The organism is Streptosporangium sp. NPDC049046, assembly GCF_040649155.1.
Classification (GTDB): Bacteria; Actinomycetota; Actinomycetes; order Streptosporangiales; family Streptosporangiaceae; genus Streptosporangium.
Genome location: NZ_JBEZEZ010000001.1, coordinates 200140 through 215007 on the forward strand (window position 1 = coordinate 200140; position 14868 = coordinate 215007).

The window sequence follows — 14868 nt, forward strand, 5'->3', positions numbered from 1 at the left end:
CATCGAGCCCGACCGTAGGAGATCCGCCTTCAGAAACCGTATAGCGCGCTATACGCGCAGGCCACGGCGCCGCGACACCTCACGGGCGAGCTCTTCGGCCTCGGCGAGGCCGTCCTTGTCGCCGAGAGCGTCAAACTCTCCCACAGCATCCGATACAGCACCAACCGCCCCATCCACCTCATCAAGATCCAAAAGGGCCGCTGCCAGAGTGAGCAGCGCCTGCCCGGCACCCCGGCGGTCCCCGTACTCGCGGAACGTCCCCAGCGCCTCCTCCACACCCCCGCGGGCGATGTCGGGCCGCCCCTCCGCCAGGGCCACCCTCGCCAGGAGCACCAGCCCCGCGGCCTCGGGGAGCCGGTCCCCCAGACGCCTGACCAGGCCGAGGCCGCGTTCGGCCCGCTCGCGCGCCTCAGCCAGGCGCCGCCGCTCCAGGTGAAGCCCCGCGAGGTCGAGCGAGACGGCCGCCTCGCCGCGTGGATCGCCCAGTTCCCGGTAGACGGCGAGACTCTCGCGCAGCAGGTCCTCGGCCTGCCGCGCCCCACCGAGGACCTGCCGCGCCCTGCCGCCTGCCTGCCGCGCCCCACCGAGGGCACGCAGCGCATCGGCCCTGCCGCGCCGATCCCCCGCCGCCGAGAACGCGGCCAGGCAGGCGACGAAGCAGGCCTCCGCCTCCGGACGCCGCCCCTGGGCGAGGCGCACCAGGCCGAGCCGGTGGCGGGTGCGGGCCACCTCGTGCGCCTCGGTGAGCGGAAGCGCCCGTCCGAGGGCGTCGGCCGCCTCCTCCAGACGGCCCTCCGTACGGCGAAGGTCGGCCAGGGATCGCAGCAGCAGTGCCTCACCGTGGCGGTGGCCCGCGCGCCGGGCGGCCCGCAGGCCGAGTTCCACGACCGTGTTCCAGTCCTCGCGGTACGCGCCCAGCTCGAAGAACGGGGTCAGGTAGAAGGCGAGCCGCCAGGTCGCCTCGTCCAGGCCGGCTCGCTGGAGGTCGGCGACGGCCGCGACCAGGAACCCGCGCTCGGCGGCCAGCCAGCGGGCCGACTCCCGCAGCCGCGCGGTGTCCAGGTCCGCGGCCTGCTCCGCCGTACGGGCGACGGTCTGGCCGGACCCCGGCTCGGCGGGCAGCAGCAGCGTCCTCGCCCGCCGGGCGCGGTCGAGTATCTCCCCGGTGGCGGCGGCGAGGACCCGGGCGGGCGCTCCCTCCTCTGCCTCCAGGCGCTCGGCGGCATAAAGCCTGGTCAGGTCGTGGCAGTCGTACCTCTCCTGACCGCTCGCGTCGAGCCCGCGCGAGCGCAGCAGGCCCGCCTCGGCCAGTGCCTCCAGCAACCGCTCGGCGGGCGCCCCGAGAACGGCGGTGGCCGCCCACGGGGCGACGTGGGGCGCGGACAGTGCGCCGAGGCGGCGCAGCAGCAGGCGTTCGCGATCCGAGAGCGCGCGGTAGCCGAACGCCAGACTGCCGCGTACGGCCAGATCTCCCGCGCTGAGTTCGTCGAGGCGGCCACGCTCGTCCTCAAGGCGTCCGGCCAGGTGCTCCAGCGTCCAGCTGGGCCGCCGTGCGAGCCTGGCCCCGGCGATCCTGAGCGCCAGCGGCAGTCCGCCGCACAACACCGCGATCCGCGCGGCCGCCCGTGGCTCGGCCCGCACCCGCCGCTCCCCCACCACCCGCGCGAGCATCTCCACGGACTCGTCGGTGTCGAACACGCCGAGTTCGAAGGCGCGCGCCGCCTCCAGGCCGGACAGCGGCGAGCGGCTGGTCACCAGCGTCAGGCAACCGGGCCCCGAGGGCAGCAGCGGGCGCACCTGAGCGGCGTCGGCCGCGTCGTCCAGCACCACCAGCAGCCGCCGCCCGCTCACCAGGCTGCGGTACAGGCGCGTCCGCTCGGCCAGGTGAGCGGGAACCGCACCCTCGGGGCAGCCGAGTGAGCGCAGCAGGTCCTCCAGCACCGCGCCCGGCGTCCTGGCCCCGAGCGAGACGTACAACCGTCCGCCGGGGAAGTCGAGCCCGCCGGCCGCGCGGACCGCCACCGCGGACTTGCCCGCCCCCGCGGGCCCGTGCAGCACCAGGTGGACGGGCGCGCTCCCCGCGGCGGGCACGGACCGGCGGATCCGGTCCAGGACGCGCTGGCGCCCGGTGAAGTCGGCGATGTCCGGCGGCGTCTCGTTGGGCACGACCCGCGCAGGGACACCCCCCGCCGCCTTGTCAGGCACGATCTCGTTCGGCACGACCCGCACAGGAACACCCCCCGCCGTCTCATCAGGCACGATCTCGTTCGGCACGACCCGCACAGGAACACCCCCCGCCGACTCACCAGGCACGATCCGTGCGAGGGCGTCCCCCCTCAGCACGCGCTCGTGTGCCCGGTTCAGCTCGGGACCCGGCTCAAGGCCGAGCTCTTCGACGAGCAGCCGCCGCGCCTCCCGGTAGGCGCTCAGCGCCTCCGACCGGCGCCCCGCCTGGCCGAGCGCGAGGACGAGCTGTGCCCAGGCCCGCTCCCGCAGGGGGTGCGAGGTCACGAGCGCGCGCAGTTCCCCCGTCACCTCCGCGCCACGGCCGAGCGCCACGTCCAGCTCGACGCGCTCTTCGAGCGCGGTGAGCCGCAGTTCCTCCAGCGGTAGGGCGTACGCCCGCCGCAGTTCGGCCGAGTCGACGTCGGCCAGCGCGGGTCCCCGCCACAGGGCCAGGGCGGCACGCAGCTCGCGGGCCGCCTCCGCGCTCATGCCCGCGTCCCTGGCCCGCCTGCCCGCGGCCACCAGGCGCTCGAACCTGTGCGCGTCCACCTGCTCGGGGTCGACGTCGAGGAGGTAGCCGCCGGGCACGGTGCGGATCCCGTCGACGAGCTTGCGCAGCGCGCTCACGTACACCCGCAGCACCGGTTCCGCCGAGGCGGGCGGCTCCTCTCCCCACACCTCGGCGACCAGCCGCCCGACGGTCAGCGTCCGTCCCGGCCTCAGCAGCAGGGCGGCCAGAAGCGCGCGGTGCTTGGCGGGGCCGGGCGTCAGGTCACGCTCGCCCTCGACGACCCGCAGTGCTCCCAGCACCCCGAACCGCACGCTCACCCCTCCGCCGGGCGTACCTCGAACGACTGGAACCCGACCAGGACGGGTGTGGCCGTGTCCGGTGCCGCGTGGACGCCGACGGCTCCGGGGCCGTAGGGGTCCTGGGCGTCCTCGGTCTCCCCGACCGGCTCCTCGTTGAGCCACATGCCGAGGACGACCCGCTCGCCCTGCTGCGCGCATCGGGCGACGACCCGATTGTCAGCGGATTTCCTCATCCGTACGGGTCCGTGCAGGACGACGCCCCGCCCGTCGTGCCGCTTGGTGATCGAGGCCTCGCCCGAGGCGGTGACCGTGAACTCGTAGCGGTCTCCGGTATCGGCGTCGCCGCGACACCACACGCCGAACTCCCCCGAGCCTTCCCGTAGCCGCATCCTGGAGCTGACCACGACACCCCCGGCGGAACCCTCGGAGAAGGGGGCGGACTTCCACAGCCGCCATCCGGGGTTGGCGGTCAGCAGGTAGACCCCGTCGTCCAGCTCGGTGCTGCCTCCGTCGGACGCGCCGACGGCCCACGACTCGGCGAAACCGGCACGGTACGGCGACGTGGGCGCGCCTGAACCGGCGTACAGGATCACCCCGCTCACCAGGACCGCCACGAGCACGGCGACACCCGCCGCCCAGGGCCACCGCCGTCTTCTCGCGACCGTGACACCGGACCGTACGGGCGCCCCGGCCACAGCCGCTTCCCCGGACAGCGCCGATCCCCCCGGCGCACCCGGCCCCCCGACCACGGCCGGTTCCCCTGACGCACCCGGCCTCCTGACCACGCCCGGTTCCCCAGGCGCGCCCGATCCTCCCGTTGCACCCGGCTTCCCGGCCACGCCCGGTCCTGCGGCCACCGCCGAGCCCTCCCGCAGACCCGCTCCCCCGGGCGCGACCGGCCCCCCGCCCGCCCAGGCGCGCTCGACGACCTGACTCGCCGTCGCCGGGGTCGGCCGGCCGCCGACCAGCTCGTCCAGCAGCCGCTGGGCGCTCGGCCGCCGCGCGGGGTCCTTCGCCATCGCCCTCTCGACGACGGCGCGCACGCTCTCGTCGAGACCTTCGAGGTTCGGCCCGTCGCTGACGATCCGGTAGAGGACCTCGGACGGCGAGCCTCCGCCGAACGGCAACCGTCCCGTACCGGCGAACGCGATCACCCCGCCCCACGCGTACACGTCGGCCGCCGGCGTGAGCGGCTCGCCGCGCACCTGCTCGGGCGCCATGAACGCGGGGGTGCCCAGGATCGCCTGGCTGGCCAGGCTCTCGGTGTCGACGAGCTGCGCGATACCGAAGTCGATCACGCGCGGGCCGAGGGGCGAGAGCAGCACGTTCGACGGTTTCAGGTCGCGGTGGATCACCCCGGCCCCGTGGATCGCGTGGAGGGCGGTGGCGATCCCGACCGCGAGCGCCTCCAGGTTGGCGCCGGTGAGCGGCCCCTGCTCGCGTACGGCCTGCGCCAGGTCGGGTCCCCTGACGTACTCGGTGACGAGGTAGGCGACGCCGTCCTCGACCCCGGCGTCGAGCACCGGGGCGGTGCAGAACCTCGCCACCCTGCGCGCCGCCGCCACCTCCCGATCGAAGCGTCGCCGGAAGGCGGGGTCGCGGGCCAGGTGCGGATGGATCACCTTCACCGCGGCCAGGCTCCCCGCCGGGGTCGCGGCGAGGTGCACCACGCCCATGCCGCCCCTGCCCAGCTCACGTCTGAGCGCGTAGCCGCCGATCATGTTCACCGGAGTCACCCTATGCCGTCAAATTCACGCACACCGGCATTTTGTACACCAAAGAACTCGGCTACCGGCTCCCTTCCGCGAGCCACGGCGAATCGGAACGACGTCAGCGGACCGGATGCCCCGCCACCCTCAGCGTCTCCTTGACATCGCCGATCTTGAGCTGCCCGAAGTGGAACACCGACGCCGCCAGCACCGCGTCCGCCCCCGCCTCGACCGCGGGCGGGAAGTCCTCGACGGCACCGGCCCCGCCGCTCGCGATGATCGGAACCGACACCTCGGCCCGTACGGCCCGGATCAGCTCCAGGTCGTAGCCGTGACGCGTGCCGTCACCGTCCATGGAGTTGAGCAGGATCTCCCCCACCCCGAGCTCCTCGCCCCGCCGGGCCCACTCCACCGCGTCGATGCCGGTGCCCCGGCGTCCGCCGTGCGTGGTCACCTCGAAACCGGACGGCGTCGGCGGGCCGTCGACGATCCTGCGGGCGTCCACCGACAGCACGATGCACTGCGCCCCGTAGCGCCGCGACGCCTCGGTCAGCAGCTCGGGCCTCGCGAGGGCCGCCGTGTTCAGGCTCACCTTGTCGGCGCCGGCCCGCAGCAGCCTGTCGACGTCCTCGACCGCGCGCACCCCTCCGCCCACGGTGAGCGGGATGAACACCTGCTCGGCCGTCCGGCTGACCACGTCGTACATCGTCGACCGGTCGGAACTGGAGGCCGTGATGTCCAGGAACGTCAGCTCGTCGGCCCCCTCCGCGTCGTAGCGGCGGGCCAGCTCCACCGGGTCGCCCGCGTCGCGGAGGTTCTCGAAGTTGACGCCCTTGACCACCCGCCCGGCGTCCACGTCCAGGCAGGGGATCACTCGTACCGCGACAGTCATCGCGTTCCTTTCAGCGTGGAAACCCCCGCTTTTGGGTCTGGAGAGAAAATCATCTTCGGACCTCTCACGAACTCGCGGCGGCGACGGCGGCGAGGGCGTCTTCGAGGGTGAACTGCTGCGCGTACAGCGCCTTGCCCACGATGACCCCCTCGACGCCGATCGGGACGAGCGAGGCCAGCGCGCGCAGGTCGTCCAGGGACGAGACGCCGCCGCTCGCGACCACCGGCGCGTCGGTGCGGGAGCAGACCTCACGGAGCAGGTCGAGGTTGGGGCCGCGCAGCGTGCCGTCCTTGGTGACGTCGGTGACGACGTAGCGGGAGCAGCCGTCCTTCTCCAGCCGGGCCAGCACCTCCCACAGGTCGCCGCCCTCCTGGGTCCAGCCCCGGGCGGCCAGCGTGGTCCCCCGCACGTCAAGACCGATCGCGACCCGGTCACCGTACTCAGAAATGATCTTGGAACACCAGGCGGGGTTCTCCAGCGCCGCGGTGCCGATGTTCACCCGGCGGCAGCCGGTGGCCAGCGCGAGCTCCAGCGAGGCGTCGTCGCGGATACCGCCGGACATCTCCACCTTCACGTCGAGCGCGCCGACCACGGTGGCGAGCAACTCGCGGTTGCTGCCCCGGCCGAACGCCGCGTCCAGGTCGACCAGATGGATCCACTCGGCACCGGCCTCCTGCCAGGCGAGCGCCGCGGACAGGGGATCGCCGTACGACGTCTCGGTGCCGGCCGCGCCCTGGACCAGGCGGACCGCCTGACCGTCGGCGACGTCCACGGCGGGGAGCAGCTCAAGCGTCATCTGTTCAAGACCTCCGGTCGAAGACAAGGGTGATGAGAAGCGGTAGCAACAACAAAGAGAGGACAAGCGCCCCGAACCGGGCCGCCCACGAGGACCACAACAACCAGACGATCACCTGGACGATCAGGAACAGCACCGCCGCGACACCGTTCTGCGTCCGGCGGCGGCGGGCCATGATGCCGCCCTGGGACACGATGCGCACCGGCCTGCCCGGCAGCAGCGCGACCACCCTGCCGACCCGCTCGCGCCGCCGCGCCAGGCGGGCCTCCCGCTCGGCGCGCAGAGCCGCCTGGCGTGCCTGCTCGGCCTCCCGCTCGGCTCTGCGCCTGGCCCGCTCCTTGCTCATCGAGAACTCACCGGACGCTCACGCGAGGGTCCCGAGCCAGTTCGTGAGCAGCTGAGCACCGGCGTCGCCCGACTTCTCCGGGTGGAACTGGGTGGCCGCGAGCGGGCCGTTCTCCACCGCCGCGACGAACGGCACACCGTGCTCGGCCCAGGTGACCAGCGGATCGGGGAAACCCGGTCCCGCCTCCAACTCCCAGGAGCGCACGCCGTAGGAGTGCACGAAGTAGAAGCGCGTCTGGGCGTCGAGCCCGGCGAACAGCGCGGTCTCGGCGGGGGCCTTGACCGTGTTCCAGCCCATGTGCGGCAGGACCGGAGCGTCCAGACGCTCCACCGTGCCCGGCCACTCCCCGCACCCCTCGGAGGTGACGCCGTGCTCGACGCCCGTCTCGAAGAGGATCTGCATGCCGACGCAGATGCCGAGGACCGGCCGCCCCGCCGACAGGCGCCGGCCGATGATCCGCTCACCCCGTACGGCGCGCAGCCCCGTCATGCACGCGGCGAACGCCCCCACCCCCGGCACGACGAGGCCGTCGGCCTCCAGCGCCGCCTCGTAGTCGGCCGTCACCGTGACCTCCGCCCCGACCCTGGCCAGCGCGCGCTCCGCGGAACGGAGGTTGCCCGAGCCGTAGTCGAGAACGGTCACCTTCTTCTTCACCACCAGAGCACCGCCGCCGTGGTCGCCAGGGCCGCGAGGGCGGCGAGCAGCACCGCGCCCTTCTTCAGACCCTGTTTGAGGAATGAGACGATCCCGCCAACGAGGAAGAGGGCCACGAAGGCCATCGCGACGGCCGTCCAGTTGCCGGTCACCGGCGCCTCCCCCTCCCCTCGCGAGAAACCCCGCGAGAACTTCCGCGAGAGAAGGTCACAGCACGCCCTTCGTACTGGGCACCCCGGTGGCGCGCGGGTCGCGCTCGGAGGCCGCCCGCAACGCCCTGGCCAGCGCCTTGAACTGCGCCTCCACGATGTGGTGGGCGTTGCGGCCGTACGGGACGCGCACGTGCAGGCAGATCGCGGCCTGGGCGACGAACGACTCCAGGATGTGCCTGGTCATCGTCGTGTCGTACTCCGCACCGATCATGGGCGCCATGCCCTCGGGCTCGCTGTGCACGAGGTAGGGGCGTCCCGACAGGTCGACCGTGACCTCCGCGAGCGACTCGTCCAGCGGGCAGGAGGCGTTGCCGAACCTCCGCAGGCCCGACTTGTCGCCCAGCGCCTCGCGGAACGCCGCCCCCAGCGCGAGCGAGGTGTCCTCGATCGTGTGGTGGGCGTCGATGTGCAGGTCGCCCTCGGTCTTCACGGTCAGGTCGAACAGCCCGTGCTTGCCGAGCTGGTTCAGCATGTGGTCGAAGAACCCGACACCGGTGGACACCTCGACGTTCCCGGTGCCGTCGAGGTCGACCTCGACCAGCACCGAGGTCTCCTTGGTGACGCGCTCGACGCGACCGCGACGCGGTGCGACCACGACACCGTCAGTGATGCTGCTCACAGGATCTCCTCCAGGGCGGCGCGGAACGCCGCCATCTCCTCAGGGGTACCGATCGAAACTCTCAACCACCCGGGCGGGCCCACCTCGCGGATCAGCACACCGCGCTCCAGCATGCCCCGCCACACCGCGTGCCGGTCCTCGAAGAGCCCGAACAGCACGAAGTTGGCGTCCGAGTCGGCGACCGTCAGCCCCCGGCCGCGCAACCACTCCACCGTGCCGTCCCGCTCGGCCCGCAGCGCGTCGACCGCGCCGAGCAGCTCGGCGCTGTGGGCGAGCGCGACCCGCGCCGCCGTCTGGGTGAGCGTGGACAGGTGGTACGGCAGCCGGACCAGCAGCAACGCCTCGATCACCGCCGGGTGGGCCGCCAGGTAGCCGAGCCGGGTCCCGGCCATGGCGAACGCCTTGGACATCGTCCGCGTGACGATCAGCCGGGGATTGTCCGGCAGCAGCGTCAGCGCCGACGGGGTGCCGCCGCGGGCGAACTCGAAGTAGGCCTCGTCCACCACCACCATGCCCGGCGCCGCCGCCACGATCGCGGCGATCACCGCCGGGTCCAGGGCGGTGCCGGTCGGGTTGTTGGGCGAGGTCAGGAAGACGACGTCCGGCCGGTGCTCCTCGATCGCGGCCACGGCCTTGCCCGGGTCGATCCCGAAGTCGTCCTCACGCGCCCCGGAGATCCACTCGGTGGAGGCCCCGGTGGTGATGATCGGGTGCATCGAGTAGGAGGGCTCGAAGCCCATCGCGACCCGGCCGTGACCGCCGAAGGCCTGCAGGATCTGCTGGAGCACCTCGTTGGAGCCGTTGGCCGCCCAGACCTGCTCCACGGCCAGGCCGTGACCCAGGTACGAGGCCAGATCCCCGCGCAGGGCGAGCGCGTCGCGGTCGGGGTAGCGGTTGAGCTCGCCCGCCTGGACGCGTACGGCCTCGGCCAGGTCGGCGACGAGGGACGCGGAGGGCCCGTACGGGTTCTCGTTGGTGTTGAGCCTGACCGGGACGTCGATCTGGGGGGCACCGTACGGCGTGCGCCCCCGAAGGTCGTCGCGGATCGGCAGGTCTTCAAGCCTCACGCCGGGATCTCCCAGTCGAATCGTGCGCGGATCGCCGCGCCATGCGCCGGGAGGTCCTCGGTGTCGGCCAGCACGCACACGTGGGCGGCGGCACCGGCGAGGGCCTCGCGGCTGTAGTCGACGACGTGGATGCCCCGCAGGAACGTCTGCACCGACAACCCCGAAGAGTGGCAGGCACAGCCCCCGGTGGGCAGCACGTGGTTGGAACCGGCCATGTAGTCGCCGAGCGAGACCGGCGCGTAGGAGCCGACGAAGATCGCCCCCGCGTTGCGCACCCGGGCGGCGAGCTCGTGCGCCCCTGCGGCGTGGATCTCCAGGTGCTCGGCGGCGTAGGCGTCGACGACGCGCAGCCCGGCCTCCATGTCGTCGACGAGCAGGATGCCCGACTGACGTCCCGACAGGGCCTCGGTGATCCGCTCGGCGTGCTTGGTCGCGGCGACCTGGCGGGGCAGCTCCCGCTCGACCCCCTCGGCCAGCTCCACCGAGTCGGTGACGAGCACGGCGGCGGCGATCGTGTCGTGCTCGGCCTGGCTGATCAGGTCGGCGGCGACGTGCACCGGGTCGGCCGTGGAGTCGGCGAGGATCGCGATCTCGGTGGGACCGGCCTCGGAGTCGATGCCGATGCGCCCCTTGAGCAGGCGTTTGGCGGCGGCCACCCAGATGTTGCCGGGGCCGGTGACCATGGTGACCGGCGGGCACTCCTCGGTGCCGTACGCGAACATCGCCACCGCCGAGGCGCCGCCGGCCGCGTAGACCTCGTCCACGCCGAGCAGCGCGCACGCCGCCAGGATGGCCGGGTGCGGCAGCCCGCCGAACTCGCGCTGCGCGGGCGAGGAGACCGCGAGGGAGGGCACCCCCGCCTCCTGGGCGGGAACGACGTTCATCACCACGCTGGAGGGATAGACCGCCCGGCCACCGGGGACATAAAGCCCCACCCGGTCGACGGGCACCCAGCGCTCGGTGACGGTGCCGCCGGGCACGACCTGGGTGGTGACGTCGGCGCGCCGCTGGTCGCGGTGGACGAGGCGGGCGCGGCGGATCGACTCCTCCAGCGCCGCCCGCACCTTCGGGTCGAGCCCTTCCAGTGCCCCGGCGATCGCCTCGGCGGGCACCCGGGTGGACTCCATCTCGACGCCGTCGAACCTGGCGGTCAGCTCGCGCACGGCGACCGCCCCGCGATGGCGTACGTCCTCGCAGATGGGCCGCACCTTCTCCAGGGCGGCTTCGACGTCGAGGTCGGCGCGGGGCAGCACGTCGCGAAGGTCCTCCGGCAGAGGGCCTCGCAGGTCGGTACGCGAAATCACCCGTTCAGTCTACGGAGGTCCGCCACCCGATATCGTCCTGTCCATTATCCGGACGGCGCCTTTACTATGTAGATTTTAACCAGCCGCTACGCTTCCCCCGTGAGCAAGAGCAAGAACAAGGGCGGCCAGGGGACCCCCGCGACGGTGGCCCTCACCCAGGCCAAGGTCGATTTCACCCTGCACCCCTATGAGCACGACGCCGGCGCGCAGACCTACGGCGAGGAGGCGGCCGACGCCCTTGGGGTGCCGTACGAGCGGATCTTCAAAACCCTGGTGGCCGAGGTGGAGAGCGGGCTCGCCGTCGCGGTGGTGCCGGTGGCGGGCAAACTCGACCTCAAGGCGTTCGCGGCGGCGATGAGAAGCAAGCGGGCCACGATGGCCGACGCGGCGAAGGTCGAGCGGGTCACCGGCTACGTGGTCGGCGGCATCAGCCCCCTCGGGCAGCGCAAACGACTGCCCACGGTGGTCGACGCCTCCGCGCTCGGCTTCGCGACGATCTACTTCTCCGCCGGGCGGCGTGGACTGCAGATCGAGACCGACCCCTCGGAGCTGGTACGGCTCACCCAGGCGGTCACCGCCCCCATCGGCAAGGCCGACTGAGGCTCTCCCGGGGTCGCGCGGGACAGGCGTGCGGGAGACGGTTCGGCGCCGTCGCCCTGGTGGCTCTCCCGAGGTCGCGCGGAACGGGCCCAAAAGACGGGCCTGTAAGACGAGCCCGTAAGACAGGCCCGCTCCCCCTGGCGGGTCCTGTCGAAGGTTGCCGACGCGACACGCGGCGACGTTCGGCCAGACTCGGGTGGGAAGACAGACACCTGACCGGGGACATCGGGGGCACGATGCACTACCTGACCGCTACCGAGATGATCGAACTGCTGCGCACCGGGCAGATCAGCGCGGTCGAACTGCTCGACGCGCACCTGCGGCGGATCGAGGAGGTCAACCCGAAGGTCAACGCGATCGTCACGCTGGTGGCCGAGCGTGCCAGGCGGGAGGCCGAGGAGGCCGACAGGGATCTGGCCCGCGGCCGGTGGCGGGGGCCGCTGCACGGCCTGCCGGTCGCGCACAAGGACCTCGCCGACACCGCGGGGATCCGCACCACCTACGGCTCACCGATCTTCGCCGACCACGTCCCCGTCGCCGACGCGCCGATCGTGCGGCGGATGCGCGAGGCCGGGGCGATCACGATCGGCAAGACCAACACCCCGGAGTTCGGCACCGGCTCGCACACCGTGAACGAGATCTTCGGCGCCACCCGCAACCCGTACGACCTGTCGAGGTCGGCCGGGGGCAGCAGCGGCGGGGCCGCGGCGGCGCTGGCGACCGGCATGGTGGCGCTCGCCGACGGCTCCGACATGGGCGGTTCGCTGCGCAACCCGGCCTCCTTCTGCAACGTGGCCGGGCTGCGGCCCACCCCCGGGCGGGTCCCCTCCCCGTCACCCGTCGCGGCCTGGTTCACCCTCGGCGTGCCGGGACCGATGGCCCGCACCGCGCAGGACCTGGCGCTGCTGATGAGCGCGGTGGCGGGGTTCGACGCCGCCTCCCCCTTCTCGATCACCGAGAGCGGCTCCGTCTTCGCCGGGCCGCTGGACCTCGACCTGACAGGGGTGCGCATCGCCTGGAGCCCCGACCTGGGCGGGCTGCCGGTCGACGCGGAGACGGCGAAGGTCACCGCGGACGCCCCGGCCGCGCTCGCGGAGCTGGGCGCGCGGGTGGAACGGGTGGATCTGAACCTGTCGGCCGCCGAGGACGCCTTCCGGATCTACCGGGCGTGGTACTACGCGCTCTCCTTCGGAAACCTGCCGCAGGAGAGCCTGGGGACGAACACGCGCTGGAACGTGGAGCGGGGCCGGGAGGTGACCGGCGCCGACCTGGCCCGCGCCGAGCGGCTGCGCAGCGGGCTCTACCGGCGGATGAACTCCTTCTTCGACACCTACGACTTCCTGATCGCGCCGGTGAGCCAGGTGCCGCCGTTCCCGGTGGACGCCCCCCACGTCTCGGAGATCAACGGGGAGGCGCTGCCCGACTATCTGGCGTGGATGCGCTCGGCCTACTGGATCAGCGTGCTGCACGCCCCCGCGGCATCGGTGCCGTGCGGGTTCACCTCCGGCGGGCTGCCGGTGGGCGTGCAGATCGTCGGGCGCCCGTTCGCCGACATGGCGGTGCTGCGGCTCGCCCACGCGTTCGAGCGCGCCACCGGCCACGGCTCGCACCGGCCGCCGCTCTGACGCCTCTCACCGGGCCTTACCGGCCGCTGATGTCGTACGACGACAGCGGCCCGTAGGGGTCGTCCCCGCCGAAAGGCCGGCGCAGCGGGGAGTCGCGGTAGCCCGCGATGCCCTCCAGCGCGAAGAAGAGACCGGCGGCCAGCGTCGGCCACGCGAACAGCACCCCCCTGGCGGTCAGCTTCAGCGGCCCCGCGACCAGCGACGCGGACACCCCCGAGGCGGTCACGCTCACGGCACCGAGGTTGGCCGCCTCCCCCACCACCAGCGCCAGGTGCGCGCCGAGCAGGCCGCCGGCCGCCAGGCCCACCACCACCGGCAGCGGGCGGCCCCCGCGCGACACGCTGTAGCCGATCGCCCCGCAGGCGAGGCCGAACGCACCGGTGATCACCGCGAACCAGCCGTCCGCGGCGATCAGCGCCTGTGTGGAGGGATCGGCGAGCAGCGGCCCCCTGCCCGTCACGACGTACGGAGGGCGCGGCGCGGCCAGCGACCACAGGACCCCGGCGACGACCCCGATCAGCGCGAGCACCAGCACTGTGATCGCGAAATCACGCACGCCTCGCACCATGGTTCCCTCACCCTCTGTGCAGATGTGCCCGATGTTACATACCTATCGGCCCGGTGCCATCCGAGGCTTCGACCGAATCCCGTTACTCTGGCGGAGTGAACGAAGAGGTATGGCTGATCGAACCCTCCGGGCCGCTGCGCGGTGACGTCGAGGTCCGCGGTTCCAAGAACGGCGTCTCCAAGCACATGGTCGCCGCGATGCTGGGGAGCGGTGAGAGCACGATCCAGAACGCCCCGGACGTGGGCGAGGTGGGGATCACCGCGCAGATGCTGAGGGCGCTCGGCATCGACGTGGAGATCAGCGCCGGCGAGATCTCCGTCGCTCCCGGCAAGCAGATCAACCCGCACGTTCCCGCGGCGTTCACCGGCCTCAACAGGATCCCGATCCTGATGCTCGGCCCCCTGCTGCACCTGGCGGGCGAGGCGTTCGTGCCGCTGGTCGGCGGCGACCCGATCGGCCGCCGGCCCGTCGACTTCCACGTCGAGGCGCTGCGGGCGATGGGCGCCGAGGTCGAGGTGAGCGACACCGGGGTCTACGCCAAGGCCAAGAGGTTGCGCGGCACCCGGATCGAACTGCCCTACCCCAGCGTCGGAGCCACCGAGACGATCCTGATGTCCGCGGTGCTCGCCGAGGGCAAGACCGTGCTGAAGGGCGCGGCGATGGAGCCCGAGGTGGTGGAGCTCGCCCTGTTCCTGCAGCGCATGGGCGCGCGCATCGAGCTCAGTCCCGACCGGCGCATCGTGATCGAGGGTGTGGAGAGCCTGCACGGCGCCTCCACCTGGCTCAACGGCGACCGCATCGAGGCGTTCTCCTACCTGGCCGCCGGTCTGATCACGGGCGGGCAGGTGCGGGTGCACGGCTGCCCGCAGGACCGGCTGGTCACCGCGATCACCACCCTGGCCAGGATGGGCGCCGAGGTCGACATCACCGACGACTACCTGTCGGCGTCCGCGCCGAACGGGCTGCGGGCCGCGGCGGTGCAGACCGACACGCACCCGGGGTTCATGACCGACTGGCAGACGCCCCTGATGGTGCTGTTCACCCAGGCCCAGGGCATGTCGGTGCTGCACGAGACGGTGTTCGAGAACCGCCTGGTCTACGTGCCCGCCCTGCAGAAGATGGGCTGCGAGATCGAGGTGTTCGACGTCTGCCTCGGTGGTCCCGCCTGCCGCTACCACGACACCAACGCCAAGCACTCGGCGGTCGTGCGCGGCGTCTCCAGGCTGAGCGGCGCCGACGTGACACTGCCCGACATCCGGGCCGGGTTCTCGGCGGTGCTCGCCGCCGCGGCCGCCGAGGGCACCTCCACCCTGCGCGGGGTGCACCATATCGAGCGGGGCTACCACCGGCCGTTCGAGCAGTTCGCCTCACTCGGGCTGAAGATCAGTCGAGAAAAGGTGCAGGACGGGTAAGGATTGGCAATCGGGCGTTTATAGGTGA

Annotated in this window: 14 protein-coding genes; 3 read left to right on the forward strand and 11 right to left on the reverse strand. The window is 72.7% G+C overall.

From position 1 onward, the window contains the following. Nucleotides 1–48: 48 nt before the first annotated feature. From AB0B96_RS00805 to hisD, 10 genes are all read right to left on the reverse strand, one after another. The gene (locus tag AB0B96_RS00805) at nucleotides 49–3054 is read right to left on the reverse strand and encodes a BTAD domain-containing putative transcriptional regulator (protein ID WP_362895343.1); all 3006 of its coding nucleotides are present in this window, start codon (nucleotides 3052–3054) and stop codon (nucleotides 49–51) included. After that, the gene (locus AB0B96_RS00810) at nucleotides 3051–4757 is read right to left on the reverse strand and encodes a serine/threonine-protein kinase (protein WP_362895828.1); all 1707 of its coding nucleotides are present in this window, start codon (nucleotides 4755–4757) and stop codon (nucleotides 3051–3053) included. Before AB0B96_RS00810 ends, AB0B96_RS00805 begins: the two co-directional genes overlap by 4 nt. A 109-nt stretch (nucleotides 4758–4866) precedes the next feature. Next, the gene (gene hisF / locus AB0B96_RS00815) at nucleotides 4867–5637 is read right to left on the reverse strand and encodes an imidazole glycerol phosphate synthase subunit HisF (RefSeq protein ID WP_350950337.1); all 771 of its coding nucleotides are present in this window, start codon (nucleotides 5635–5637) and stop codon (nucleotides 4867–4869) included. Between the two features lie 64 nt (nucleotides 5638–5701). Then, nucleotides 5702–6433 (reverse strand): bifunctional 1-(5-phosphoribosyl)-5-((5-phosphoribosylamino)methylideneamino)imidazole-4-carboxamide isomerase/phosphoribosylanthranilate isomerase PriA, encoded by a 732-nt coding sequence (gene priA / locus AB0B96_RS00820; protein WP_362895346.1) that lies wholly within the window; start codon nucleotides 6431–6433, stop codon nucleotides 5702–5704. A 4-nt stretch (nucleotides 6434–6437) separates the two neighbouring features. Continuing rightward, complete coding sequence (locus tag AB0B96_RS00825) at nucleotides 6438–6779, reverse strand: hypothetical protein (protein WP_350950339.1); 342 nt, start codon at nucleotides 6777–6779, stop codon at nucleotides 6438–6440. 18 nt (nucleotides 6780–6797) lie between these two features. Continuing rightward, the gene (hisH, locus tag AB0B96_RS00830) at nucleotides 6798–7433 is read right to left on the reverse strand and encodes an imidazole glycerol phosphate synthase subunit HisH (RefSeq protein WP_362895830.1); all 636 of its coding nucleotides are present in this window, start codon (nucleotides 7431–7433) and stop codon (nucleotides 6798–6800) included. Then, entirely contained in the window at nucleotides 7430–7585 is a 156-nt protein-coding gene (locus AB0B96_RS00835) for a hypothetical protein (RefSeq protein ID WP_362895348.1), read from the reverse strand. The genes hisH and AB0B96_RS00835 overlap by 4 nt, the downstream gene beginning before the upstream one ends. A gap of 55 nt (nucleotides 7586–7640) precedes the next feature. Continuing rightward, complete coding sequence (hisB, locus tag AB0B96_RS00840) at nucleotides 7641–8255, reverse strand: imidazoleglycerol-phosphate dehydratase HisB (protein WP_350950353.1); 615 nt, start codon at nucleotides 8253–8255, stop codon at nucleotides 7641–7643. A gap of 5 nt (nucleotides 8256–8260) precedes the next feature. Continuing rightward, complete coding sequence (locus tag AB0B96_RS00845; RefSeq protein WP_362895350.1) at nucleotides 8261–9331, reverse strand: histidinol-phosphate transaminase; 1071 nt, start codon at nucleotides 9329–9331, stop codon at nucleotides 8261–8263. Beyond that, on the reverse strand, nucleotides 9328–10635 hold the full coding sequence (gene hisD, locus AB0B96_RS00850; protein ID WP_362895352.1) for a histidinol dehydrogenase: 1308 nt from the start codon (nucleotides 10633–10635) through the stop codon (nucleotides 9328–9330). The genes AB0B96_RS00845 and hisD overlap by 4 nt, the downstream gene beginning before the upstream one ends. Before the next feature lie 99 nt (nucleotides 10636–10734). On the opposite strand from hisD, the gene ybaK reads away from it, so the two are divergent. Continuing rightward, complete coding sequence (ybaK, locus tag AB0B96_RS00855; protein WP_362895354.1) at nucleotides 10735–11235, forward strand: Cys-tRNA(Pro) deacylase; 501 nt, start codon at nucleotides 10735–10737, stop codon at nucleotides 11233–11235. A 236-nt stretch (nucleotides 11236–11471) separates the two neighbouring features. Further along, the gene (locus tag AB0B96_RS00860; RefSeq protein ID WP_362895356.1) at nucleotides 11472–12860 is read left to right on the forward strand and encodes an amidase; all 1389 of its coding nucleotides are present in this window, start codon (nucleotides 11472–11474) and stop codon (nucleotides 12858–12860) included. 16 nt (nucleotides 12861–12876) lie between these two features. Here AB0B96_RS00860 and AB0B96_RS00865 read toward each other — a convergent pair whose 3' ends face one another. Beyond that, entirely contained in the window at nucleotides 12877–13416 is a 540-nt protein-coding gene (locus AB0B96_RS00865; RefSeq protein ID WP_350950345.1) for a hypothetical protein, read from the reverse strand. 107 nt (nucleotides 13417–13523) lie between these two features. On the opposite strand from AB0B96_RS00865, the gene murA reads away from it, so the two are divergent. Continuing rightward, nucleotides 13524–14840 carry a UDP-N-acetylglucosamine 1-carboxyvinyltransferase gene (gene murA / locus AB0B96_RS00870; protein ID WP_350950346.1) on the forward strand — a complete coding sequence of 439 codons (1317 nt, stop codon included), beginning with the start codon at nucleotides 13524–13526 and terminating at the stop codon, nucleotides 14838–14840. The last annotated feature ends 28 nt before the right edge of the window (nucleotides 14841–14868 follow it).